Origin of the sequence: Neisseria sp. WLZKY-1 (assembly GCF_046546535.1) — a bacterium.
GTDB lineage: Bacteria > Pseudomonadota > Gammaproteobacteria > Burkholderiales > Neisseriaceae > Neisseria.
Window position 1 is genome coordinate 65,660 of record NZ_JBKGTW010000002.1, and the last position, 24,034, is coordinate 89,693.

The following is a 24,034-nucleotide window of genomic DNA, read 5'->3' on the forward strand; positions in this document are numbered from 1 at the left end:
TTAATCCCTTTTATGTTTGTGTTGTCGGTGTGCGCCTGTTGCGGGCGCGGTGTGTAAAACGGTTGGTGACAGCTCGTCCGCCAGCTTTTGCGCTTGGGCGAAATCGATGCTGCCTTCGTAGATGGCGCGGCCGGTGACGGCGGCGGTGACGCCTCTGCTTTCTACAGCGCACAGGGCGCGGATGTCGTCCAAGCCGGTGAGCCCGCCCGAGGCGGTGACGGGGATACCTATGGCTTCGGCCAGGCGGACGGTGGCTTCGATGTTGATGCCGCTCATCATGCCGTCGCGGCCGATGTCGGTGTAGATGACGGAATTGATGCCGTCGTCGGCAAAGCGTCTGCCCAGTTCGGCGGCATCGAGGCCGGTGAGGGTTGCCCAGCCGTCGACGGCGACATTGCCGTCTTTGGCGTCGAGGCCGACGATGATGCGGCCGGGGAATTCTTTGCAGGCTTCGCGCACGAAACCGGGGTTTTTCGCCGCCGCCGTGCCGATGATAACGTCGTTCAGGCCGAGGGCGAGGTATTTTTCGATGGTGGCCAGATCGCGGATGCCGCCGCCGAGCTGGACGGGGATGTGCGCGGCCACTGCCGCCAGGATTTCTTTGATGGCGGGGAAGTTTTTCGGTTCGCCTGCGAATGCGCCGTTCAAATCGACAAGGTGCAGCCTGCGCGCGCCCTGTTGCAGCCAGTGCCGCGCGGTGTGCGCGGGGTCGTCGGAAAATACGGTGGCTTCTTCCATCAGGCCGCGGCGCAGGCGCACGCAGCTTCCGTCTTTCAAATCGATGGCAGGAATGAGCAGCATGGTTTTTCCTTGTTTTTCCTTTACGGGTGGCAAAGTGCGGCACAACGCTTTTTAATTTCGTTGGGATTGCGCTTTCAGACGGCCTTTGTCCGCAAAACGCGGGGTATGGCGGCTGCATGTAAAGCGCATTTTACACAAATTATCCATTCCAGTGTAAAAAATTACTCAGCAGGGTGAGGCCGGCGTTGTGGCTTTTTTCGGTGTGGAATTGGGTGGCGAACACGTTGTCGCGGCCGACGATGCAGGGGAAGGGGTCGGGGTAGCTGCTGGTGGCGAGGACGACCGACGGATCGGCGGGGGCGAAGCGGTAGCTGTGGACGAAATAGAAATGCGTATCCTGCGGGATGCCTACGAACAGGGGGTGCGGCTGTGTTTGGTGCACGGTGTTCCAGCCCATGTGCGGTATTTTCAGACGGCTTCCCGCCGCGTCTGTGAGGCCGTCTGAAAAGCGCTCGACGGTGCCGGCAAACCAGCCCAGGCCGGGTGTATCGCCTTCTTCGCTGCGCTCGAACAGCAGCTGCGCGCCGACGCAGATGCCGAAAAAGGGTTTGTTTTTCAGGGCGTCGGACAGGGCTTCGCCCAAGCCGCTCTGTTGCAGGGCGGCCATGCAATCGGGCATCGCGCCCTGGCCGGGGAAGATGATTTTGTCGGCAGCGGCCACTTCTTCGGCCCGGCCGGTGAGCAGGATGTGCGCGTTTGCGCCGCTGATGCGGGCGGCTTCGCGCACGGAACCGGCAACGGAATGGAGGTTGCCCATGCCGTAATCGACGACGGCTATTTTCATGGCTGGTGTCCTTTTTTATCTTAAAAAATATATTTATATATTGTATAAATTAGTATAGATACTTATCTTTCTTTTATTTCTGTATAAGTAGATAGAACTGATCTAATAAACCAATTGCAGGTTTTTTTATGTTTATAATAACTTAAAAATGATAAAAAGAAGGTGAAAATAGAGTATAGATATATATATAAATAAAAGTTATAATTTTTTAGTTGATTAGTTATTAGGTGGTTATAAAATAGATAAATCAATAAAATAATAAAAAATGCAGATATGTATCCGAAAGAAAAAAACAATTTTTGGGTTAATAATCTGATGCTTTGTATTCTTTCTAAATAACTTACCATTTGAGAGTTATTGCTTAAGATAATTCTTCTATATATTATCCAGAATTTTTGATTATCAAAATTGCTATTTTTTGAATATTCATGGAAATCATCTTTTATATTTAATAATATTTCATTGTTTTTATTTTTATTTTTGAAATTGTTAATTTCGTTTTCTAATATATTTAAGCTAATTCCAAATATATTTAATGGAGTAGGAATAATATATCCAATTGCATAGCTAAATATAAAAAATAATAGAACAATACCATTATTTTCTAATAACTTAATATTGGATAAGCTATGTTGTAATTTTTCATTTGAAAGAGCTAATATTAATAATGTATGAATACTCATTAAAGAGCCTGGGATAAAGTAGGCAAAAAAATCTTTCAGGCTTAAAGGTATTCCATTCATGGAACTCTCCATATTTTGTTTACGCTATGGGTAAACCGCCTGCTCCGGAGGACGGGTCAGGCGGTTGGACGGTGTTTTAAATAAGCCTAATCGGTGAGCGTACCTTTTGTGGAAGGCATTTTCCCGGCCATGCGTTCGTCAAACTCCACTGCCATGCGCAGGGCGCGGCCGAAGGCTTTGAACAGGGTTTCGGCCTGGTGGTGGGCGTTGTTGCCGCTGAGGTTGTCGATGTGCAGGGTCATCATGCTGTGGTTGACGAGGCCGTGGAAGAATTCTTCAAACAGGTCGACATCGAAGCGGCCGATGAGGGCGCGGACGAAATCGACGTTGTACACGAGGCCGGGTCGGCCGGAAAGGTCGAGGACGACGCGGCTCAATGCTTCGTCGAGCGGGACGTAGGCGTGGCCGTAGCGGCGGATGCCGGTTTTGTCGCCCAGCGCCTGTTTCAGCGCCTGGCCGAGGGTGATGCCGATGTCTTCGACGGTGTGGTGGTCGTCAATGTGGGTGTCACCTTTGCAGGTGATGTCGAGATCGATCATGCCGTGGCGGGCGATTTGATCGAGCATGTGTTCGAGGAAGGGCACGCCTGTATCGAAGTGGCCTTTGCCGGTGCCGTCGAGGTTCAGGGTAAGGGTGATTTGGGTTTCGTTGGTGTTGCGGGTGACGGTGACGACGCGGTCGCCTTCGCGGGCGGCAAAGGGTGCGGCCTGTACAGTCTGTTCGGTCGAAGCTGTCTGAACGGTTTCTTGCGCAGCCGTATCTTTCGCTTTCTTCTCGGGATGGCGTCTGTCCATCCAGCCTTTGGGTTTGCCCATGCTTTTTTCCAGCTTGGCGGCGAGCACGTGGGAGATGCCGCGTCCGTTTTCGCCTTCTTTGGACAGACGGGCGCGCAGCTGGTGCAGCGAGGCGGGTTTGGCATAGCCTGCGGCGCGGGCGAGTTTGGACACGCTGCCCGCTTCTTCGACGAGGCGCAGGAAGTTTTCGGTGCGGATGTTTTTTTTATCCATGGTTTGACCTTTCAAATCAAAAAAGTGTTTGCAAAACGTTGGAAACCTGACGGTTCTGCTCGGGCGAGCCGACGGTGAACCTCAGGCACTGTTCGAGCAGCGGATGCGAGCCGTGCAGCTTTTTAATCAAAATATTGTGCGCTTTCAGCGCTTCGTATACCGCCGTCGCATCGGGCACGCGCGCGGTGACGAAGTTGGCTTCGCTGGGGAAAACGCGCACCTGCGGCAGGCGGGCGAGCGCTTCGCTCAGGCGCGCACGTTCTTCTTTTAAAGATGCTATCTGCTGAGCCACCCAGCCGTAGCGGCGCAGGGCGAAAGCGGCGGCGGTCAGGCTTAGGCGGTTCATATTGTAGGGCGGCACGATTTTCGCCAGCTCGCCCATCAGCGACGGATGGCCGCAGGCATAACCCAGCCGCAGCCCGGCAAAACCGATTTTGCTCAGCGTGCGCAGCACTACCAGCTTTTCCTCGCTGCCTGCCTGCGGCAGGAAACTGTCGCCGCTGAACGCGCCGTATGCTTCGTCAACCACCACCACGCCCGGCGCGGCGTCGATAACCGCCTGCACTTCTTCCCGCGCAAAACGCACGCCCGTCGGGTTGTTCGGATAGGCGAGAAAAACCAGGGCGGGGCGGTGGGTTTCCAGCGCGGCCAGTACGGCAGGCAGGTTGAGCGTGAAATCGTCGTTCAGCGGCACGCCGACGTATTCCATGCCCGCCAGCGCCGCGTTGTGACGGTACATGACAAAACTTGGTTCGAGTGCCAGCATTTTCGCGCCCGGTTTGGCCAAAAGCAGCGGCAGGAGCTGGATCAGTTCGTCCGAGCCGTTGCCCAAGGCAATCTGCGCCGCATCGGGAATGGCGAAGGTGTCGCGCAGCAGCTTGGGCACGCCGCAGGCGTCGGGTGCGGGATAGCGGTTGATCTGCGCCTGCGCCAGCTCTTGCGCCAGCTCCCGCATCATGTCGTCGGGAAAACGGCAGGGCAGCTCCATGGCGTCGAGCTTGACGCAGTTTTCGGGTACGGCGGCGACGGCATAGGCCGACATGGCGCGGATTTCGTCGCGAACCAGATGGTTAATAAAGGGCATTATTTGCTCCGTTGCACTGGTTTGTTATGTGTTCCGCTCTGTTTTGCATATCGGTTTGGGCGGAAACTGTTGGAATTTTTGCCGCATTATACCGTTTTTAAGCACGGCGTCCCGGCAAAATGCATGATGGGGTTTGTTTTTGATTGTTTACGGCAGAAATCGGATGTGGAAGTGATGATTTTTTCGGAAAAGATGCCGTTTTCGGAACGGGGAATGAAAAAGAGTAAAAGAAATACTTCTTTTGTTTTGTGGGATATTTTGCCACTGTGTATGGTTTTTACCGCGGCATATTTTAAAAATATGGCATATGGGTATAAAAAGGCCGTCTGAAAGTGAAGTTCCAACGAAGTTAACAAGCGGTTTCCTAAGTGTTCGGACGGAAGATATGCTTTCAGACGGCCTTTTGCTGCATGGCCTATATTGTTTTCAAGAAGTCCGTTCAGACGGCCTTGTTTTCTTCCGCCAATTCTTCCGCTGCGTTTTGCACCATGTCGGGCGTGAGTTTGTTCAGGCAGTCGGTGTGCCCCAGCGGGCATTCGCGTTTGAAACAGGGCGAGCAGTCGAGGTTCAGGCTGACGATTTTGGCTTTCGGGCTTAGGGGCGGCGTGTGGTCGGGGCTGGACGAGCCGTAGGCGGCGACGAGTTTTCTGTCGAGCGCGGCGGCCAGGTGCATCAGGCCGCTGTCGTTGCAAACGACGGTGTCGGCACAGGAGAGCAGGTCGATGGCTTCGGAGAGGCTGGTTTTGCCGCAGAGATTGATGCAGAGGCCGTCTGAAAGGGCGTTGATTTCTTCGGCGATGGGGAAGTCTTTTTGCGAGCCGAACAGCCATACCTGCCAGCCTTGGACAAGATAGCGGCGGCCGAGTTCGGCAAAGTGGCGCGCCGGCCAGCGTTTGGCCGGGCCGTATTCCGCACCGGGGCAGAAGGCGATAACGGGTTTGCCCGTGTTAAGGCCGTGCGCGGCGAGGGCGGCTTGGCGGCTTGCGGGGTCGATGGCAAAACGCGGGTTGTCGGAATGGCCGTTGAAGTCGGCTTGGGTAGGGTGGGCGAGGGCGGTGTAGCGGTCGACCATCAGCGGCAGGGCGGTTTTGTCGAGTTTGCGGATGTCGTTTAGGAGAAGATAACGTGATTCGCCCACATAGCCCGTGCGCTGTTTGATGCCGGTGGCCAGCGCGATAATGGCGGATTTGAGCGAACCGGGCAAGACGATGACTTGGTCGTAGCCGCGCTGCCCGAGTTCGCGGCCGAGCCGCCAGCGTTTTTTGAGCTGCAACGCGCCGTGGCCGAAGGGGTTTTCGATGATTTCGTTTATTTCGGGCATACGCTCGAATACGGCCATCGACCATTTGGGCGCGAACACGTCGATGGTGCAGCCGGGATGAAGCTCGTGCAGACGGCGGTAGAGCGGCTGGGTCATGACGCAGTCGCCGATCCAGCTGGGGGAGATGATGAGGATTTTTTTGGACATGGTTTGCGGGCGGTTTGTGGTTTGGCTTTATTTTAATATGGATTGGAGGCCGTCTGAAAACGCTTGGGGCTGAAGTTTCGTTTTCAGACGGCCTTTTTGCCCGCGGCCATTGTTGGCATAATGCGCGGGCTCGGATGTGCCGGTCGGTTGACCCGAAAGGCCGTTCCCGCCTATGCGGGAATGATGTTTCTGAAACGTTCGGGCGGTTTGGGTTTGATAAAAGAAAAGGAGGAAGGGATGGACGAAGCGGTATTGCAGGGCGTGAAATTCGGTGCGGACGGGCTGGTGTGCGCGGTGGCGCAGGACTGGCAGAGCGGACGGGTGCTGATGGTGGCGTGGATGAACGCCGAGGCGCTGGCGCAGACCGCGGCCACGGGCTACGCGCATTATTACAGCCGTTCGCGGCAAAAGCAGTGGATGAAGGGCGAATCTTCCGGCCACACGCAGAAGGTGCACGAGCTGCGGCTCGATTGCGACGGCGATGCTGTGGTGATGAAAATCGAGCAAAACGGCGGCATCGCCTGCCACACGGGGCGGGAGAGCTGCTTTTACAAAGTATGGCGCGACGGCGTCTGGCAGACGGCGGATGCGGTTATCAAAGACGAAGCGGAAATCTACGGCGGCGCAGACCGTCGCTAAATCAGACAAAAGGCCGTCTGAAAACTGAAATATGGTTTTAACTTCGTTGAAGCTGCGCTTTCAGACGGCCTCAAACCAGTTTTCCAAACAGGAGCAGAAACAATGAACAGCGGTATTCTCGAAGAACTCCAAAACGTTATCGACTCGCGCAAGGGCGCAGACCCGGAAAGCTCTTATGTTGCGCAGCTTTTTCACAAGGGCGGCGACAAGATTTTGAAAAAGGTGATCGAAGAGGCGGGCGAGGTGCTGATGGCGGCGAAAGACGGCGACAAGGCGCATTTGGTTTACGAAACGGCCGATTTGTGGTTTCACTGCATGGTACTGCTTTCGGCGCACGGCCTGCGGGCGGAAGACGTGGTAAACGAGTTGGCGCGACGGCAGGGTTTGTCGGGACTGGCGGAAAAGGCGGCGCGGCAGCAATAGGCCGTCTGAAAGCTCATTTTCGGTAAAGCCCGAATCTGTTTGGCAAAGCAAAGGCCGTCTGAAACCCTGTTTAAGGTTTCAGACGGCCTTTGGTATGAAAAGCGGTGGCTTAACCCACTTTGTCCCCCGGTTGTGCGCCCGCGTCCACGTCCAAGAGCTTCAATTTTCCGTCGGCGGTGGCGGCGGAGAGAATCATGCCTTCGGATACGCCGAATTTGGCCATTTTGCGCGGGGCGAAGTTGGCGACGGCGATGACCATGCGGCCGTTGAGTTCGCTGGGATTCGGGTAGCTGGCGGCGATGCCGGAGAAGATAACGCGTTTTTCAAAGCCGAAATCCAGGTCGAATTTCAAAAGCTTGGTGCTGCCTTCGACAGCTTCGCAGTTGATGACTTTGGCCACGCGCATGTCGATTTTCATAAAGTCGTCAAACGATGCCTGTTCGGCGACTTTTTCGTATTTGCTCTCGGTTTGCTCGGGCGCGGCGGCAGCCTGAATGCTTTGTTTGTTGGCTTCGATTAAGTTGTCCACTTGGGTTTGCTCCACTCGTTGCATTAAATGTTCGTATTTGTTGATGGCGTGGCCTGCGGGCAGGGTTTGCGCGGCCATGTCCCACGAAAGCGCGGGGAGATTCAAAAACGCGGCGGCCTGTTCGGCAACGCGCGGCAACACGGGCGCGAGATACACGCTCAATACGGCAAAGGCGTTAATCAGCTCGCTGCATACTTGGTGCAGGCGCGCTTCTTGGCCTGCCTGCTTGGCGAGTTCCCACGGTTTGTTGGCGTCGGTGTATTCGTTTACCGCGTCGGCCAGCGCCATGATGTCGCGCAGGGCTTTTGCGTATTCGCGGCTTTCATAGGCTTCGGCAACGGATTCGCTCTCGGCGGCGAGTTTGGCCAGCAGTGCGCTGCCCGATACGTCTTTCAGACGGCCTTCAAAGCGTTTGGCGATGAAACCGGATGCGCGGGCGGCGATGTTGACGTATTTGCCGACCAAATCGCTGTTGACGCGCGAGATGAAGTCCTGCAGGTTTAAGTCGATGTCTTCGATTTTGCTGTTGAGCTTGGCGGCGATGTAGTAGCGCATCCATTCGGGATTCAGTTTTTGTTCCAAATAGGATTTGGCGGTGATAAACGTGCCGCGCGATTTGGACATTTTTTGGCCGTCCACGGTTAAAAAGCCGTGGGCGAATACGCCGGTGGGGGCGCGGTGGCCGGAGAAATGCAGCATCGCCGGCCAAAACAGGGCGTGGAAATACAAAATATCTTTGCCGATAAAGTGGTACATCTCGGTGTCGGAATCGGCGCGGAAATAGTCGTCAAACTCGATGCCGATGCGGCTGCACAGGTTTTTAAACGAGGCCATGTAGCCTACGGGCGCATCGAGCCACACATAGAAGTATTTGCCCGGTGCGCCGGGGATTTCAAAGCCGAAATAGGGCGCGTCGCGCGAGATGTCCCAGTCGGAAAGGGTGGTTTCGCCGTCTTTGCCCAGCCACTCGTTCATTTTGTTTAAGGCTTCAGGCTGCAAATGCGGCTGCACGCGGCCGTCGACCAGGCGGGTAGCACCCGATGTCCATTGTTTCAAATAATCGGCGCACTCGCCGAGTTTGAAGAAAAAGTGTTCGGACTCTTTCAATACCGGCGTGGCGCCGGATACGGCGGAGTAGGGTTTGATGAGTTCGGTGGGGGAATAAGTGGTGCCGCACACTTCGCAGTTGTCGCCGTATTGGTCGGCGGCGTGGCATTTGGGGCATTCGCCTTTGACAAAGCGGTCGGGCAGGAACATTTGTTTTTCGGGGTCGAAAAGCTGCTCGATGGTGCGGCTTTCGATTTTGCCGTTTGCTTTCAAGGCGAGATAGATTTTTTCGGAAAATTCTTTGTTTTCAGTAGAATGGGTGGAGTAGTAATTGTCGTAGCCGATTAAAAAACCGCTAAAGTCGGCCAGATGCTCTTCGCGCACGCGGGCAATCATGTCTTCGGGCTGCACGCCCAGTTTTTGCGCCGCCAGCATTACTGGCGTGCCGTGGGTGTCGTCGGCGCAGCAGTAGCGGCAGTCGTGGCCGCGCAGCTTTTGGAAACGCACCCAGATGTCGGTTTGGATGTGCTCGACCATGTGGCCGAGATGGATGCTGCCGTTGGCATAGGGCAGCGCGGAGGTAACGAGGATTTTGCGTGTCATGGCGGGAGGTTAAGCTGTGTTAAAAACGCGGCATTATGCCATAAACGATTAGGGGCTGTTGGCAATACCAATTGCCAACAGCCCCTGGGGCGTGTTGACAATCAGCCTTGCGGCGGTATTTTTGGTAAAAATCCACGCCTGCCACGTCAAAAATGCTCGCAAGATGTCCAATCTTGCTGTGCTTTTTTCCTTGCATTCGCGAATTTTTCCTCAAAAAACCGCTTCGCAAGCTGAATGTCAACACGCCCTAGGCCGTCTGAAAGCGGGAAACTGTGTTTTCAGACGGCCTCTGTGCCGGTTTCTACATAAAAATGCCCGTCAGCAGGCTGCCGAGAAGCAGGGAGAGGAAAAGGGCGGCGTTTATCAGCGGCTCGGCCAAATAGGCGAGCAGCGGGCCGAGCAGGCCGGCGACCAGGGCGATAAAGACGATCCATGTGCCGTAAGGTTCGATTTTTTGGAACTGCGCCGACCATTTGACAGGCAGGAAGCTGTCGAGGAAGCGGCCGCCGTCGAGCGGCGGCACGGGCAACATGTTGAGTACGAACAAAAAGGCGTTGAAGGAGATGCCGAAGCTTGCCATGCCCGCCAGCGCTTCGCCGAAGGAAGCGGGAACGACGGGCAGCAGCCCCATCAACACCGCCCAGGCGAAGGCCATCAGCAGGTTGGCCAGCGGGCCGGCGATGGAGATGGTGCGCCAGCCGAGGCGGGCGTCGCGCAGGTTGCGGCCAATGACGGGCACGGGTTTTGCCCAGCCAAAAAAGAAGGGCGAGCCGCTGACAATCAGGATGGCGGGGACGATGATGGTGCCGAACAGGTCGATATGCGCCAGCGGGTTGAGGGTGAGGCGGCCGAGTTTTTCTGCTGTGTTGTCGCCCCAGTAGCGGGCGGCGTAGGCGTGGGCGGCTTCGTGCAGGGTGATGGCCAGCAGGGCGGGCGCGATCATTAAGAGGAAGGTGGCGGGATCGAAATTCATGGTTTGTAGTCTTTCTTGGTGTGGGAGGCCGTCTGAAAGGCCGCTTTTGCGTTTTCAGACGGCCTGAATGTCGCTTAGGAAGAGAGATAGACGGAGGCGATGGCGACGGCGTTGTTGGTCATGTGGACGGCGATGGGGTAGCGGATGTCGCGCAGGTGCAGATAGGCGGCGGAGAGCACCGCGCCGAGCGTGCCGTATAGGACGAGGGCGGGGATGTCCGTTCCCGAGTGCATAAAGCCGAAGAGCAGAGAGGACGATAAAAACGCGAGGGCGCGGCCTGCGGGCAGTTCGAGGCTGCGGCCGAAGAGGCCGAACAGCGTGCCGCGAAATAGCCATTCTTCTGCCAAGGGCGCAAACAGCACCACGTCGGCCAGCACTACGGCCACAGGCAGATGGCGCGTCCATTCGATAATTGCCTGCTGGTTTTCCGTGTCTTTTATGGGTGTGCCGAAGAAAAAGTTCAGCACGTGCAGGCCGTATTCGCCTGCCAGCAGCATCAGCGCGAGGTAAAACGCGCCCCAGCAGAGCTTGCGTTTCAGGGGGATGCCTGCGGGTTCGGCAAAGTAGCCGCCGATAGGGCAGGTTGTGCGGTAGGCTCGGTAAAACAGAATCAGCACCGGCGCGGCGACGGCGGCGAACACGGCGGTTTGGTAAAGCGCGGCGGTGTTGCCGATCTGCCCTGTGCGGCGGTTGATGTCAACCAGTGTGTAAACCAGCGTGGGCACGACAAACAGCAATAGCAGGCAGCCGGTGAATTTCAGAATGTCCGTGATTTTGTTCATGCAAACCCTTTCAGACGGCCTTTTCAGACGGCCTCACAGGCCGAACACGGCCTTGTCGCCCCGGCCTTCGCGCACCAAAACCGTACCATCGGTCATGTCCACCACCGTGGTCGGCTCGGTGCCGCACCAGCCGCCGTCAATCACCAAATCGACGGAATGCTCCAGGCGGTCGCGGATTTCGTAGGGGTCGGTGAGCGGCTCGTCGTCTTCGGGCAGCATCAACGTGCACGAAAGCAGCGGCTCGCCCAACTCGCGCAAAAGCGCAAGGGCGATGACGTTGTCGGGCACGCGCAGGCCGATGGTTTTGCGTTTCGGGTGCAGCGTGCGGTTGGGCACTTCCTTGGTGGCCTGCAAAATAAAGGTGTAGCTGCCGGGCGTGGCCGCTTTGAGCTGGCGGAATTGTGCGTTGTCCACCTTGGCGTAAATGCCCAGCTCGGCCAAATCGGCGCACACCAGCGTCAGATGGTGTTTCAAATCAATTTTGCGGATACGCAGAATCCGCTCCATCGCCTCCTTGTCGCCCAAACGGCAGCCGAGCGCGTAGCAGGAATCGGTGGGATAGGCGATCACGCCGCCCTTGCGCACGATTTCCGCCGCCTGCCGTATCAGGCGCTCTTGCGGATTGTCGGGATGGATGGCAAAAAACTGAGCCATGATGAATACTCCTTAAAAGATGTTGGGCTTGGCATCCAACTTATGCTTGCTGTTTACCCAGAAGATTTAATACCTTAATACTGAATGTATCTTTCATTGTTAAAGATTCAATATTTGCTTCCTGAAAATACGCCCTATTTTCCTCAAATGCGTATTGATGAAGCTTTTTATTGAGGGCATCAAAAAAATAACCGTAAAAATGATTGCTTTTGCTTTCATCTTCAATAAAATCAGTGATATAGACATATTTTGCATCTATATCCAAATAAGATATTATTTTTTCAAACAATTGAGGAAATTCAACGGGAAATTCCCTTGTGAGCTCTTCAATATCCTCAAGGAACACACTATCCGGAATGTCTTTTAGATCGAATGGCTGCACGGCATTGCCTTTTTAGATAATTAATAACAAGACTTCTTGCGTAAAGAGGTAATTGCGCCTCTTAAAATTTCCAAACACAGAGGCCGTCTGAAAAACCTGTTGGCCGAAAAAAGCCGTGAATGATACCCTAGGAGCTGTTGATAATCAGCCTTGCGGCGGTGTTTTTGGTAAAAAATACCCGCCTGCCGCGTCAAAAATGCCCGCAGGTGTCCAACCTTGCTGCGCTTTTTTCCTTGCATTCGGCCATTTTTTACTCAAAAAATCGTCTCGCAAGCTGATTATCAACAGCTCCCAGCCGCCCCGCCGACAAAAGGAAAACCTATGTCCCGCCTGACCGCACTTGTTCTCTGCGCCCTTATCCCCGCCGCCGTTCACGCCGCCGCCCCGGCCGAATCCTACCAATGGGCCGCCCCCGTCAAAGCGGATGCCAACCTCTACCGCATCGACGACAAACTCTACCGCAGCGAGCAGCTCACCCGTGCCGACGCGCCCCAGCTTGCCGAACTGGGCATCAAAAGCGTCGTCAACCTGCGCTATTTCGACCGCAACGACAACGACACCGCCCTCGCCGGACACGGCCTTGCCCTGCTCAACAAACCCCTGCTCGCCTGGCGCGTCACCCCGCGCCAAATCGCCGAAACCCTCTACCTGATTGAGCAGCGCCAGACGCACGGCGCGGTTCTCATCCACTGCTACCACGGCGCCGACCGCACCGGCCTTATCTCCGCCATGTACCGCATCGTCTACCAAAATTGGCCGATAGAAGAAGCCAAACGCGAAATGCAGCAGGGACCCTACGGCTACCACAGCATCTGGCGCAACCTCGGCAAACTGTTCACCGAAGACAAAGTCCGCCAAGTGAAGGCCGAGCTGGCCAAGCTCAAAACGCAGCCGCAGTAAAACCGCCGAAGGCTTCGCCGTCCCACAGCAACCGCAAACCTTTGCCCGCCATCGCGCCGTCGATAACAGCAAACGACAACTGCAAAGCCTGCACGCCGTCCGCGCCGAAAACCCGAAAACACATGTCCCTGCCCGCCCCGACGATACGGCAAGGGCATACCCATTCGCCCGTTTCGGCTGCAAACGGTTTGCCAAACAGAACTTCCACTGTTTCATCGGGCCGGTCGGCAAGCGTCAGCAGACGGTAAACCGCCGCCTCGGCACGCGTCAGTTTGTCAGACATAAAACCCCCTTTCGTTTACCTGTTTGCCGATGCCGCCGCCAAACCGTTCCGCAGCAGTCGGCACCTTCCTTTTAACATTAAGGCAGAGGCAGGATACCATTAAGGCCGTCTGAAAGCGCAAACCGCCCTTCAGAAACATCATCGCCGCGTTTATGTCCCGAAGGGGTAAAGGCGGGGACGGCCTCAAACCAGTACACTTCCATTATTTTTTCAGACGGCCTCCATCATGCAAACCGACCACAAACCCACCCTCGACGTCATCATCCCCTGCTACAACGCCGCCGCCACCCTGCGCGCCGCCGCCGAAAGCGCGTTGGTGCAAAGCTGCGTGCATACCGTCTGGCTGGTCGACGACGCCTCGCAAGACGACACCGCCGAAGTCATGTCCCAACTGGCCGCGCAATACCCGCAAATCCGCTGCGCGCACCTGCCGCAAAACGGTGGCGCCGCCCAAGCCCGCAACTGGGGCGTATTGCAGAGCAATGCCGATTTTGCCGCCTTTCTCGACGCCGACGACGCCTACGAAACCGAAGCCCTCGCCCCCGCATATCTCGCCCTCGAAACCATACCCTACCTCGCCCTCGTCCGCCTCAAACTGCGTCCCGCCGGTTTTCCCGAACATTACACAACCCATCCCGCCTTCGCCGAAGCCTGGCAGCGGCTGGAAATGACCGTCGGCGGCAATATGGTCTTCCGTCGCAGCGTCCTGCTGGCCTGCGGCGGCTTCCCGCAAGACGCCCTGTTCCGCCGCTTCGGCGGCGAAGACGCCGCCCTCGGCATCGCCCTCACCCGCGCCGCCGTCGTCGGCACGCTGTTCGGAGACAACGACCCCGCCGTCATCCACAACCACCGCCCCGGCATCCACGCCGAAAAACTGCTCGACGCCGCCCTCTTCGGCAAAATTCCCGACGGCATGACCGCGCAACACCAAGCCGAAGCGGAAGCCGTCACCCAAAGAATCTGCGCCGCCGTAGAAGGCTTGAAAACGACCCTGTCTTTCGGCCAAACCGGCATCACCGCCCTGCAAGCCGACTACGGTGGAGAAAATTAAAAACCGCCGTCCAACCGAACTTTTGCGGCCGTCTGAAAAACAACACGGAGGCCGTCTGAAAACGGCACGGCAGAAAACGCTTGACGCAAACGGAAACCGCCGATATGATGCGCGGCTTCGATTGTTCGACGGGTCGTTAGCTCAGTCGGTAGAGCAGCGGACTTTTAATCCGTTGGTCGAGCGTTCGAATCGCTCACGACCCACCAAAATCCCAAAAAAGCCAAACCGCAATCCGGTTTGGCTTTTTTCATTTTGCGATTCTTAAAAATCTTCTCGAAAAAGCCGGATGAAATGCAATAACGGCTGTTACGCAATATCTGTATCGATATGGAACGAATTTCCAAATATATCAATATCAAACGCCAAGCATCCTTAAAATAATACCGTTTGGAATATGTAAAGAAAAAACAAAAAACTGCAAAAAATACCTTGCAGACGGAAATTGTTTTTATTAGTATGCCGTCCCTATGAAAAATGACCGCCTATTAACCTTTTCCGTTTTCGGATTCGTTGTGCTGATGCACGCGGCGCTGTTTGCGCTGCTGCTTCTGCTCAACAGCAAGCCCCAACTTCCCGATGTGGAGGATATGGAGTTTGTCGATTTGGCCGCTTTTGGTCCGCCGGGCGGCGGAGGCGGGGGAGAGCCGGAGGCTGCTCCGGCGCCGGAGCAGCCGCAGCAGGCAGAGCCTCAGCTCGAACCGGAGAAACCCAAGCCCAAGCCGCCGGTCGAGAAGCCAAAGCCGGTAGTGAAAGAACCGAAAAAGCCTAAGCTCAAACCGGTGATTACACACGACCGTAAAGCCGATATCCGTATTCCGAAAGAGGAAAAACCGGAAGAAAAAATCGAGCCCAAGCCGCAACCGAAACCCGAACCCAAGCCCGAGCCGAAACCGGCTCCGCCCGCACCTCCCGCGCCTGTTCCGGCAAAAAAACCGGAATTCACCGCTCCCGGCGGTACCGGCAGCGGCGAGGGGCAGGGCACCGATCCGAAAGCCCACGGCAAACCCGGCAGCACGGGAACGGGCGGCGGCAGAGGCGGCGGCGACGGCATGGGAGACGGCCCCGGCACCGGCTCGGGCAGAGGCCCCGGCAGCGGTGGCGGAAGCGGTGGTGGTGACGGTGCCGGTGGCAGCGCAGGCAATGCCATCGTCAAAGCCGGAGGCAGACTGGCCACACCGTCTTATCCGCCCCTTTCAGTCGAAAACGGCGAAACCGGCACGATTGTGATGGAGGTGCTCGTCGATCCGAGCGGACGCGCCACCGAGGTGAAAATCACCAAAGGCAGCGGCTATGCCCGCTTAGACGCTGCGGCCAAACGCGGCGCAATGTCCGGGCATTACCAAACCCACGGCAAATGGGTACGCTTCAAAGGCGCGAAAATCGTTTTCGAGCTTAACGACTAACCCTTCGGAGGCCGTCTGAAAACGGCACGCGCGTTCAGACGGCCTCCGCCGACCAATTTCAAATCAACAGCAAAAGAGAGCAGCACAATATGGATTTACTACACGTTTTCAAACAGGGCGATTTCGTTCTGATCACCGCCTTCATCATCCTGATCATCATGAGTTTGGCCACTTGGACGGTGATGATTGTCCGCACCATCAAACTGCGCCGCGCCAAAGCAGGCAATGCCCAAGTCAAAGAGCTGATTTGGAATGCCAAATCGCTGGACGAGGCTGTGAAAATCGCCCGCGAACACGAATCGCCGATGAGCGACATGCTGCTTGACGCGGTAAAAACCGACGAAACCTTCTACCGCAACAAAGATGCCAACCTCGCATCCGGCGTACCCTTCGGCCCGTACCTGCTGCGCCAGATCCAATACAGCATCAGCCAGATCATGCGCCGTTTCGACGGTGGCCTCACCGCCCTTGCCTCCATCGGTTCGAGCGCGCCGTTTATCGGCCTGTTCGGTACCGTGTGGGGCATTCACAAAGCCCTGCTCAACATCGGTCAAAGCGGCCAGGTCAGTATCGCCGCCGTGGCCGGCCCCATCGGCGAGGCGCTGATCGCCACCGCCGTCGGCCTCTTCGCCGCCATCCCCGCCGTATTGGCCTACAACTTCCTCGTGCGCGGCAACAAAACCCTGCTGCAAGACCTCAACGCCTTCGGCCACGACCTGCACGCGCAAATCCTGAACAAAAAAGACAAGGAGTAAGCTATGTCCTTTTCGATGAACGACGGCGACGACGACGCACCGGTAAGCGACATCAACGTCACCCCGCTGGTCGACGTGATGCTGGTGCTGCTGATCGTGTTTATGATCACCATGCCCGTGCTCACCCATTCCATCCAAATCCAGCTGCCGACCGCTTCCGTGGACGCGCAGTCGGAAGAAGAACAGAAGCCGAAAGAACCGATGTGGCTGTCGGTGGACGACAGCGGCCAATATTTCATCGACCGCAGCAGCACGCCCACAGCCAAGGAAAACCTGGCTTCCGCCTTTGCCGAAGCCGTGGCGCGCAATCCCGACGTCGTGCTGGCGGTAGACGCCTCGAAAGACGTCGATTACGGCACGGTGATCCAAGCTATCGACATGGCCAAAGAAGCCAAAATCAAAAAAATCGGCTTCAACACCGAAATCAAAAGTGTTGCCCCGCCGCAGTAAACCGCCGCGAAAACAGCAAGGCCGTCTGAAAACTCCGCCCCGACAGGGCAGGCATTTTCAGACGGCCTTTTCCTTGCTGCCAGCCCCGCTCGTTGCCCGCACCATGCGGCAGATGATATAAACACGGCTTTCAGACGGCCTCTTTCATGCAGACAAAAGGCCGTCTGAAAGCCGCCATCACATCCCACGGAACGCATCATGAAAAAACTCACCACCGCCTCGCCAAACTTCCGCAGCGAACTGGACAAACTGCTCGCCTTCGAAACCGCGCAAAACCCCGAAACCGAACGCATCGTTGCCGACATCTGCGACGACGTCCGCCGCCGTGGCGACGCAGCCCTGATCGAATACACCAACCGCTTCGACGGCACCAGCGCGCACAGCATCGCCGACCTCACCCTGAGCCAGAGCGAACTCAAAGCCGCCTTCGAGCGCCTGCCCGAAAACATCCGCACCGCCCTGCAAACCGCCGCCGCGCGCGTCGAAAGCTACCACCGCCGCCAAAAACTCGAATCGTGGAGCTACACCGACGAAGACGGCACCCTGCTCGGCCAGCAGATCACCCCCCTCGACCGTGTCGGCATCTACGTTCCCGGCGGCAAAGCCGCCTACCCCAGCTCCGTCATCATGAACGCCATGCCCGCCCACGTTGCCGGCGTGCCCGAAATCATCATGGTCGTCCCCACCCCCAAGGGCGAGCGCAACGACATCGTGCTGGCCGCCGCCTACGTTGCCGGCGTCACCCGCGCCTACACCGTCGGCGGCGCGCAGGCCGTCGCCGCCCTCGCCTACGGCACACAAAGCATCCCCCAAGTCGACAAAATCACCGGCCCGGGCAACGCCTACGTCGCCGCCGCCAAACGCCGCGTCTTCGGCGTCGTCGGCATCGACATGGTGGCCGGCCCCTCCGAAATCCTCGTCATCGCCGACGGCAGCACCCCCGCCGACTGGGTGGCCATGGATCTGTTCAGCCAGGCCGAACACGACGAAATCGCCCAAGCCATACTGATTGCCACCTCGCAGACCTACCTCGACGACGTTCAGACGGCCATGAACCGCCTGATAAACGACATGCCCCGCCGCGCCATCATCGAAGCCTCGCTGGATGGCAGGGGCGCGATGATACTGGCGCGCGACTTGGACGAAGCCTGCGAAATCGCCAACCACATCGCCCCCGAACACCTCGAACTCTCCGTCGAAAACCCCGAACGCTGGGCGGAAAAAATTCGCCACGCGGGTGCAATCTTTATGGGACGCTACACCAGCGAAAGCCTCGGCGACTACTGCGCCGGCCCCAACCACGTCCTGCCCACCAGTCGCACCGCCCGTTTTTCCTCGCCGCTGGGCACCTACGACTTCCAAAAACGCTCCAGCCTTATCCGCGTCTCCGAACAGGGCGCGCAAACGCTGGGCAAAACCGCCAGCCTGCTCGCCCACGGCGAGCGCCTCACCGCCCACGCCCGCGCCGCCGAAATGCGCCTGAGCGACTGACGTTTGTAGCGTGGCAAAGCAAAAAGGCCGTCTGAAAACCCGATTCGGGTTTTCAGACGGCCTTTTCCATATGTTTCAATCTTCCGCATCGGGAGCGTTGATGCGTTTTTCGTCTTGTTGCGACGGACGGTTCTGCCGCTGCCTGCTGCCTGCCGGATTGTCGCGGCTGCCGTTGCGTTTCGGTTCGTTTTTCGATGTCTTCATCTGAATCCGCTGCCCCCGTTTACCCTAATGGTTTGCCGATAAACAACGGGTGCAATGATACTGCCGTCTGTTATTTTCTCCAAGCCGAAAAGCGCTTTGAGGCCAACGGCGCAACAGATTTGCCGTGCGGGAAAAAGGCCGTCTGAAAGCAGGTGGTGTGCTTTCAGACGGCCTTGGCAATGCGTTGGAACGGGACTTATTTGTTTGCCGGTGCGTCATTTTGCGCGTGGGTTTCGAGGGCTTCGCCGTCTTGGTTTTCTGCGGTTGCAGGTTCGGCAGCGGCATCGGCGGCAGGCGTTTCCTGCTCTTGGCCGGTTTTGCCGTCGATTTTGTCTTTTAGCTGCGACACACCCTGGTTAATCTGTTTCACCGCCTGCGAGGCCATGCCGCCGACGGCTTTGGTGCTCTCGCCGATAAACTGCTGCAATGCCTGGGTGTCGTCGCGCGAGAAGCTCTGCGCCTGCAAATCGAATTTTTCGTCGTCGGTGTCGAAGTAGTGGACGGTGTCGAAAGAGAGTTTCTGCGCCACGAGGATGACGGGGAAGGCGTTGCGGTAGCTGTTGTAGGCTTTGACGCGGTAGTTGTATTTTTCGCGGCGGGCGAGGATGTCGTTTTCCAGGCTTTCGAGCTGGTTCATCAGTTTCTGGTAGGTGGCGTCGGCTTTGAGTTGGGGGAAGGCCTGCGCCAGCACGCGCATTTCGCCGGCGCTGCTTTGGGCGACTTTGAGCTGGGTGAGCTGCTCGTGCGCCATGTAGCCGGAGGCGATTTCGATAATCTGGCCGCTGAGCTGCTGGCGTTTTTTCAAACCAGCTTGGAGGTTGGAGAACATTTCGCGGATGTCCTGCATGCTGGTCTGCAGGCGGTTGTAGGTTTTGACCAGCCAGATGACGATGAAAACGACGACAATCAGGATAATGGTGATGAACATGGCGGATTTTCCTCGGGTGTTTGGATGACGGGGGTGAGATGGCGAACTGTATAGTGAGTCAACACAAAAAGATACAAGGCAGCAAGCCGCAGACAGTATGAGTAATACAGCAAGGCGCAGCAATGCCGTATATTTTTGTGTTGGCTCACTATAAAACGGCGCGATTGTGCCAAAAGGCGGCAGACACGACAAGCGGCCAAAGGCCGTCTGAAAGCCGTTTATGGCGTCGGTTTTCCTTTGTTGTCGAGCAGCGGCGCGTACATCATCACCGCATGGTTGACCGCCAGCAGGGTTTCTTCGCCGCTTTTTTCGCCCACGCGCACGATGCGGTTGTGGCGGGTGTAGCCGCCCCACGGCTGCCGGACGATGCGGTGGTCGCGCTCTTCGACGCGGTAGCGCTCGACCGGTTCGGCGCTGCACAGCAGTTCGCCGTTCAGGTCGCTGTCGTCCAGCCACAGGCGGATGCGGAAATGGTGCGGCGTTAGGTTGCGCACTTGCAGGTCGATGTAGTTGTAGGCCAATGTGGCGCCGGCGCCGAAGGGCACGCTGCGGGCGACGCCGGGGAAGACGTCGTAGCTGTGGCGGTAACGCTCGGTAATTTCCAGCGCGCTGTGGGCGAACAGCCAAAACAGCAGATTGCCGAGCTGGCACAAGCCGCCGCCGGTGCCGCTGGTGATTTGCCCGTTGGCCAGCACCAGCCCAGGCAGATAGCCCTTGCGCCGCGTCGGCCGGCCGACCAGACGCCACACCGAAAAGGTCTGCCCCGGCGCAATTACCGTGCCGTCGATATGCCGCAGTGCCAGTGCCAGATTGGTGCGTTTGTTTTCCTGCAGGCGCATATCGACGCCCTGCAGCGGGCGCAGTACGGGCGAGTGGTGGCGGAACACCAGATACGGCGTTTCGGGCTGTTTTTGCGGCCGCGCCCAGTTTGTGCCGCCGAAAAGCCACCGGCAATAACGCTTGAAAATAAAATACTCGCGCCCGAGCCACAGGCGCAGCGGGCTGCGGTAAAGGGGTTGGGCGATTTCGGGCTCGTTCGGCATGGCCTGCTCCTTTGTTTGTTGCGGCGGCATTTGGTGGGCGATTGCTTGGCGGATTTTGCCTTTTCAGACGGCCTCACATTTCCTGCGGGTCGACATCGGCCGACCATCTGATTTTGTGATCGCGCTCCTGCTGCAAAGCCTGTATCCACAGCGATACGGCGTGGTGCAGGTCTTTGCGCGAGGCGGATTCGAGGAAAAGCTGGGCGCGTTCGCGTTCGGCCAGGCGCACCATCAGCATGGGGGCGGCGCCAAATTGGGTAACGCTCTCGGGCAGCGTGGGGGCGAGGCGGTCGCGGATTTGGTTGAGAAAATTCATGGCGGCGGCGATGTCGGGCGCGTCGGCGCGGATGGCCGTCTGAAAGCCGAATGGCGGCATGGAAAATTGCTGCCGCTCGGCCAGTTCGGCATCGGCAAACAGGCGGTAGTCCTGCGCTTTGACGGCGGCAAATACGGCATGGTCGGGGATTTGGGTTTGGATGAGGACGCGGCCGGGGGTGTCGGCGCGGCCGGCGCGGCCGGATACCTGCATGAGTTCGGCAAACAGGCGCTCGGGGGCGCGGAAGTCGGCGCTGTAAAGGCTGCCGTCGGCGTTGAGTACGATCACGAGGTTGAGCCGCGCAAAGTCGTGGCCTTTGGCGAGCATTTGTGTGCCGACGAGGATGTCGATACCACCTTCGCCGATGCGGCGGTAGAGTTCGTCCCAGTCGTTTTTGTGGGCGGTGCTGTCCCTGTCCACGCGCACGACGGATGCCTGCGGCAGAAAGGCGCGCAGGGTTTCTTCGACGCGCTGCGTGCCCTGTCCGACGGCGGTCAGGTCTTGGTTGCCGCAGTCGGGGCATTTGAACGGGATGGCGGTGCGGTGGTCGCAATGGTGGCAGCGTAGTTGGCGGGCGCGTTGGTGCAATACCATTTTGGCCGAGCAGTTGGGGCAGCCGAATGTGTGGCCGCAGTCGCCGCAAAACAGCGCGGGCGAATAGCCGCGCCGGTTAAGGTACACCAGCGACATGCCGCCGGCGGCAAAATTCTGTTTCAACAGGTTTAAAGCTTGCGGCGAGAAGCCGTTGTCGAGTTTCAGACGACCTACGTTGAGGATTTCCACCTGCGGCGGCCGCGCGGCAGGGTTGGCGCGGCGGGCGAGTTCCAATAATTGATACGCGCCGCTTTGCGCTTTGTGCCAGCTCTCCAAACTCGGCGTCGCGCTGCCGAGCATAATCGGGCAACCGCTCTGCTTCGCCCGCCACACGGCCAAATCGCGGGCGTGGTAGCGCAATTCGTTGTCTTGTTTGAACGAGCTATCGTGTTCTTCGTCCACCACAATCAGCCCGACATCGGCCAGCGGCGTAAACACCGCCAGCCGCGTGCCGATCACCAGCTTGGCCTGGTTTGCCATCGCGCGAAGGTAATCCTGCGTGCGCCGTCCGGCGGCGGTCTGGCTGTGTAACACGGCGGTGGGCACGTCGGCAAACCGCGCCTGCACACGCGCCAAAAGCTGCGGCGTGAGGTTGATTTCGGGCAGCAGAAACAACACCTGCCGCCCTGCTGCCAACACTTTTTCCATCACATCGAAATACACTTCGGTTTTGCCGCTGCCGGTGATGCCGTAAAGCAAAAAGGGCGCAAACCGCCCGAAGGCCGTCTGAACCGCCTGCGCGGCGGCGAGCTGGTCGGGGTTAAGCGTTTTTTCAGAGGGCATCAACACGGGTTTGCCCGCCGTATGCGCGTCTATCCAGCCCTGCGCCAACCATTCGTCCACCAGCTTGGCCGCCTGCGCGTTGATGCGTTTGAGCTGCGCCATCGCAAGGCCGTCTGAATCGGCCAACGCCTGCCACAGCGCGGCTTTTTTGTGAAAACGCGCCTTCGGCGGCTCTTGCGCCCTGCCTGCTTCGTTTAAAGCGTAAAACAGCGGCGGCTGCGGCATCTCCACGTCCTTCGGCTCTTTCAAACCCTGCGGCAGCGCGAGCGAAGCGGTTTGGCCGAGCGGATAGTGGTAATAGCGCGAGGCAAACGCAATCAGGCCGCGCCAGTCTTCGGGCAGCGGCATTTCGGCGGTAAAGGCCGTCTGAACGGGCAAAATCTTGGCCGGGTCAAAATCGGGCGCAATACCGGCTTCCCACACAATCCCCACCATCACGCGCCCGCGAAACGGCACGGCCACGCGCGTGCCAAGCGGCAGGGTTTCGGGATGGGAATAGGTCAAAAGGCCGTCTGAAAGGGGCACATTAAGGGCAATGCGGTGGTAAATCATGGGGGCGGGTGGGTTGGGGGTTGAGGCCGTCTGAAAATAGTTTTTCAGACGGCCTTTATTCCGCTGCAATCGGGAAAAGGGCGTAATCGCCGCTCATTTCGCCGACGGCGGCCAGACGGTTGTTGACAAAGAGGTATTCCGTTTCAAAACAGCAGTCGCTGTCGGCAATGCGCCAGTTGGTTTCGCCGATGATATAGAGATAGTCGTCGGCGCAACTGCCGTGGGCGGGGACGATGCAGGCGGTGTATGCGGGTTCGGGGCGGTCGGACGCGCGGGGAACAATGCGGCTCGCGCGGATTTGTTCGCGGTAGAGCGCGGCCGTCTCCTTTCCCAGCACAACCCGTTGGTCGGGCAGGGCGAGAAAGTCGGCGAAAATCCGCCGCTGGCGTGGCGAGAAATCGGCATAACGGCTGCTTTCGCTGTAAACCCACACCTCGGCGGCGGCGTCCAGCGGCGGCAGGAAAACGGGTTCGACGGAAGAAGCGATGCCGTCTTCTTTGGTGAAGCGGATGTTTTGCATATTGTTTGACTGGGTGGCGGGAGGCCGTCTGAAAGCGTTTTTTTTTTGCTTTCAGACGGCCTTTGTGCGGCGGCAGATCAGGGCAGCGGACGCACTTCGATCAGTTTGGGATTGTCGGCGTTGTCGACCAGTATGGCTTTGGTGCGCCCCTGCCACATTTCTTGGAATTGGCGCAGCTCGTCGGCGGTGGCGCTGCCGGAAACGGCTTTGGGCATGATGTCGGCCATTTCGGGGGCGAAGGGGACGAGGCCGGCGTGGTAGAAGACTTCTACGGCCGATCCGTTGTCGCGGCGGCGCAGGGAGAGGACGCCGTCGATATTGCCGTCGAAGGCGAGCAGGTTACGGCGGGAGAAGCGGCGGTGCATGCCGATGCCGCCGAAGCCTTGTTCGGAGGCCGCGCCGGTGAGCAGGGTGGCCACGGCGGCAATCACGCCCGTCGTGCCTTCGTCGCGCGCGCCCTGCATCTGCACTTCGATGCCGCCGCGCTCGGGAATGTCGCCGCCGTAGAGGGCTTTGAGGCCGCAGCAAACCATCAGGTAGGCGCCGGCGACGGTGGGGCAGGAGTGCCCGGCCAGTTTCACCGCGTCGAGGTAGCGGTAGGTAATTAGGCCGCTTTCCGACGCGCCGAGGAAGGCGGCCAGAGGGTCGCGCAGGATGAGGACGGGGGCTTTGCTGTAATAGGTGGGGAAACCGTCGGTGTCGTAGGTGAGGCTCATGATTGCTCCTTGCGGTGGTTGGAAGGTGGGTTTCAGACGGCCTGTCTGCCGCTGCGGCAATGGCGGTTCTGAAAGCAAAGTTTCAACGGGGTGAAAACGGGCGGGGCTGCACGGCGGAAAGCGGGT

26 protein-coding genes and 1 tRNA gene are annotated in these 24,034 nt (G+C 57.9%); 9 read left to right on the forward strand and 18 right to left on the reverse strand.

Going from position 1 to position 24,034, the window contains the following annotated elements:
• The 6 genes from hisA to waaF all read right to left on the reverse strand — a co-directional run bounded on the left by hisA (position 1) and on the right by waaF (position 5,887).
• Entirely contained in the window at positions 1–801 is an 801-nt protein-coding gene (hisA, locus tag ACLD9W_RS01145; protein WP_410840305.1) for a 1-(5-phosphoribosyl)-5-[(5-phosphoribosylamino)methylideneamino]imidazole-4-carboxamide isomerase, read from the reverse strand.
• 139 nt (positions 802–940) lie between these two features.
• Complete coding sequence (gene hisH, locus ACLD9W_RS01150) at positions 941–1,585, reverse strand: imidazole glycerol phosphate synthase subunit HisH (RefSeq protein WP_410840306.1); 645 nt, start codon at positions 1,583–1,585, stop codon at positions 941–943.
• Between the two features lie 62 nt (positions 1,586–1,647).
• On the reverse strand, positions 1,648–2,328 hold the full coding sequence (locus tag ACLD9W_RS01155; protein WP_410840307.1) for a hypothetical protein: 681 nt from the start codon (positions 2,326–2,328) through the stop codon (positions 1,648–1,650).
• Between the two features lie 86 nt (positions 2,329–2,414).
• Complete coding sequence (gene hisB / locus ACLD9W_RS01160) at positions 2,415–3,335, reverse strand: imidazoleglycerol-phosphate dehydratase HisB (protein ID WP_410840308.1); 921 nt, start codon at positions 3,333–3,335, stop codon at positions 2,415–2,417.
• 16 nt (positions 3,336–3,351) lie between these two features.
• Complete coding sequence (gene hisC / locus ACLD9W_RS01165; RefSeq protein WP_410840309.1) at positions 3,352–4,419, reverse strand: histidinol-phosphate transaminase; 1,068 nt, start codon at positions 4,417–4,419, stop codon at positions 3,352–3,354.
• Positions 4,420–4,858: 439 nt separating this feature from the next.
• The gene (waaF, locus tag ACLD9W_RS01170) at positions 4,859–5,887 is read right to left on the reverse strand and encodes a lipopolysaccharide heptosyltransferase II (protein ID WP_410840310.1); all 1,029 of its coding nucleotides are present in this window, start codon (positions 5,885–5,887) and stop codon (positions 4,859–4,861) included.
• A gap of 183 nt (positions 5,888–6,070) precedes the next feature.
• Here waaF and hisI point away from each other — a divergent pair, with 183 nt between their 5' ends.
• Both hisI and ACLD9W_RS01180 read left to right on the forward strand, forming a co-directional pair.
• Positions 6,071–6,526 (forward strand): phosphoribosyl-AMP cyclohydrolase, encoded by a 456-nt coding sequence (hisI, locus tag ACLD9W_RS01175; RefSeq protein ID WP_410840359.1) that lies wholly within the window; start codon positions 6,071–6,073, stop codon positions 6,524–6,526.
• Between the two features lie 102 nt (positions 6,527–6,628).
• Positions 6,629–6,949, forward strand: a complete 321-nt coding sequence (locus tag ACLD9W_RS01180; RefSeq protein WP_410840311.1) for a phosphoribosyl-ATP diphosphatase — start codon at positions 6,629–6,631, stop codon at positions 6,947–6,949.
• A 109-nt stretch (positions 6,950–7,058) separates the two neighbouring features.
• Here ACLD9W_RS01180 and metG read toward each other — a convergent pair whose 3' ends face one another.
• The 5 genes from metG to ACLD9W_RS01205 all read right to left on the reverse strand — a co-directional run bounded on the left by metG (position 7,059) and on the right by ACLD9W_RS01205 (position 11,919).
• Positions 7,059–9,128, reverse strand: a complete 2,070-nt coding sequence (gene metG / locus ACLD9W_RS01185; RefSeq protein WP_410840312.1) for a methionine--tRNA ligase — start codon at positions 9,126–9,128, stop codon at positions 7,059–7,061.
• 301 nt (positions 9,129–9,429) lie between these two features.
• Positions 9,430–10,101: a site-2 protease family protein gene (locus tag ACLD9W_RS01190; protein ID WP_410840313.1), complete on the reverse strand. Its 672-nt coding sequence runs from the start codon at positions 10,099–10,101 to the stop codon at positions 9,430–9,432.
• A gap of 74 nt (positions 10,102–10,175) precedes the next feature.
• On the reverse strand, positions 10,176–10,883 hold the full coding sequence (locus ACLD9W_RS01195) for a CPBP family intramembrane glutamic endopeptidase (protein ID WP_410840314.1): 708 nt from the start codon (positions 10,881–10,883) through the stop codon (positions 10,176–10,178).
• Positions 10,884–10,916: 33 nt separating this feature from the next.
• Positions 10,917–11,537 carry an L-threonylcarbamoyladenylate synthase gene (locus ACLD9W_RS01200; protein WP_410840315.1) on the reverse strand — a complete coding sequence of 207 codons (621 nt, stop codon included), beginning with the start codon at positions 11,535–11,537 and terminating at the stop codon, positions 10,917–10,919.
• A gap of 40 nt (positions 11,538–11,577) precedes the next feature.
• On the reverse strand, positions 11,578–11,919 hold the full coding sequence (locus ACLD9W_RS01205) for a hypothetical protein (RefSeq protein ID WP_410840316.1): 342 nt from the start codon (positions 11,917–11,919) through the stop codon (positions 11,578–11,580).
• A gap of 321 nt (positions 11,920–12,240) precedes the next feature.
• Here ACLD9W_RS01205 and ACLD9W_RS01210 point away from each other — a divergent pair, with 321 nt between their 5' ends.
• On the forward strand, positions 12,241–12,819 hold the full coding sequence (locus ACLD9W_RS01210; protein ID WP_410840317.1) for a tyrosine-protein phosphatase: 579 nt from the start codon (positions 12,241–12,243) through the stop codon (positions 12,817–12,819).
• Here the strand turns inward: ACLD9W_RS01210 and ACLD9W_RS01215 are convergent.
• Positions 12,800–13,102: a DUF6968 family protein gene (locus tag ACLD9W_RS01215; RefSeq protein WP_410840318.1), complete on the reverse strand. Its 303-nt coding sequence runs from the start codon at positions 13,100–13,102 to the stop codon at positions 12,800–12,802. The two genes, ACLD9W_RS01210 and ACLD9W_RS01215, sit on opposite strands and share 20 nt — an antisense overlap.
• 226 nt (positions 13,103–13,328) lie before the next feature.
• Here ACLD9W_RS01215 and ACLD9W_RS01220 point away from each other — a divergent pair, with 226 nt between their 5' ends.
• The 6 genes from ACLD9W_RS01220 (at position 13,329) to hisD (ending at position 18,252) form a co-directional block, all read left to right on the forward strand.
• A complete protein-coding gene (locus ACLD9W_RS01220) occupies positions 13,329–14,153 on the forward strand; it encodes a glycosyltransferase family 2 protein (protein ID WP_410840319.1) in 825 nt (274 codons plus the stop codon).
• 130 nt (positions 14,154–14,283) lie between these two features.
• Positions 14,284–14,359: transfer RNA gene (locus ACLD9W_RS01225), tRNA-Lys, on the forward strand.
• A 261-nt stretch (positions 14,360–14,620) separates the two neighbouring features.
• Positions 14,621–15,556 (forward strand): energy transducer TonB, encoded by a 936-nt coding sequence (locus ACLD9W_RS01230; protein ID WP_410840320.1) that lies wholly within the window; start codon positions 14,621–14,623, stop codon positions 15,554–15,556.
• 89 nt (positions 15,557–15,645) lie between these two features.
• A complete protein-coding gene (locus ACLD9W_RS01235) occupies positions 15,646–16,311 on the forward strand; it encodes a MotA/TolQ/ExbB proton channel family protein (RefSeq protein WP_410840321.1) in 666 nt (221 codons plus the stop codon).
• 3 nt (positions 16,312–16,314) lie between these two features.
• Positions 16,315–16,761 carry an ExbD/TolR family protein gene (locus ACLD9W_RS01240; protein ID WP_009426005.1) on the forward strand — a complete coding sequence of 149 codons (447 nt, stop codon included), beginning with the start codon at positions 16,315–16,317 and terminating at the stop codon, positions 16,759–16,761.
• A gap of 198 nt (positions 16,762–16,959) precedes the next feature.
• Positions 16,960–18,252 (forward strand): histidinol dehydrogenase, encoded by a 1,293-nt coding sequence (gene hisD / locus ACLD9W_RS01245; RefSeq protein WP_410840322.1) that lies wholly within the window; start codon positions 16,960–16,962, stop codon positions 18,250–18,252.
• Between the two features lie 75 nt (positions 18,253–18,327).
• On the opposite strand, the gene ACLD9W_RS01250 is transcribed toward hisD, so the two are convergent.
• The 6 genes from ACLD9W_RS01250 to ACLD9W_RS01275 all read right to left on the reverse strand — a co-directional run bounded on the left by ACLD9W_RS01250 (position 18,328) and on the right by ACLD9W_RS01275 (position 23,908).
• The gene (locus tag ACLD9W_RS01250) at positions 18,328–18,456 is read right to left on the reverse strand and encodes a hypothetical protein (RefSeq protein WP_410840323.1); all 129 of its coding nucleotides are present in this window, start codon (positions 18,454–18,456) and stop codon (positions 18,328–18,330) included.
• A 196-nt stretch (positions 18,457–18,652) separates the two neighbouring features.
• Positions 18,653–19,384 carry a LemA family protein gene (locus ACLD9W_RS01255; RefSeq protein WP_410840324.1) on the reverse strand — a complete coding sequence of 244 codons (732 nt, stop codon included), beginning with the start codon at positions 19,382–19,384 and terminating at the stop codon, positions 18,653–18,655.
• A gap of 218 nt (positions 19,385–19,602) precedes the next feature.
• Positions 19,603–20,427, reverse strand: a complete 825-nt coding sequence (locus ACLD9W_RS01260) for a VanW family protein (RefSeq protein WP_410840325.1) — start codon at positions 20,425–20,427, stop codon at positions 19,603–19,605.
• A gap of 73 nt (positions 20,428–20,500) precedes the next feature.
• Positions 20,501–22,672 (reverse strand): primosomal protein N', encoded by a 2,172-nt coding sequence (locus ACLD9W_RS01265; RefSeq protein WP_410840360.1) that lies wholly within the window; start codon positions 22,670–22,672, stop codon positions 20,501–20,503.
• 55 nt (positions 22,673–22,727) lie between these two features.
• Positions 22,728–23,192, reverse strand: a complete 465-nt coding sequence (locus ACLD9W_RS01270) for a hypothetical protein (RefSeq protein ID WP_410840326.1) — start codon at positions 23,190–23,192, stop codon at positions 22,728–22,730.
• Positions 23,193–23,269: 77 nt separating this feature from the next.
• Positions 23,270–23,908 carry a hypothetical protein gene (locus ACLD9W_RS01275; protein WP_410840327.1) on the reverse strand — a complete coding sequence of 213 codons (639 nt, stop codon included), beginning with the start codon at positions 23,906–23,908 and terminating at the stop codon, positions 23,270–23,272.
• Positions 23,909–24,034 lie beyond the last annotated feature (126 nt).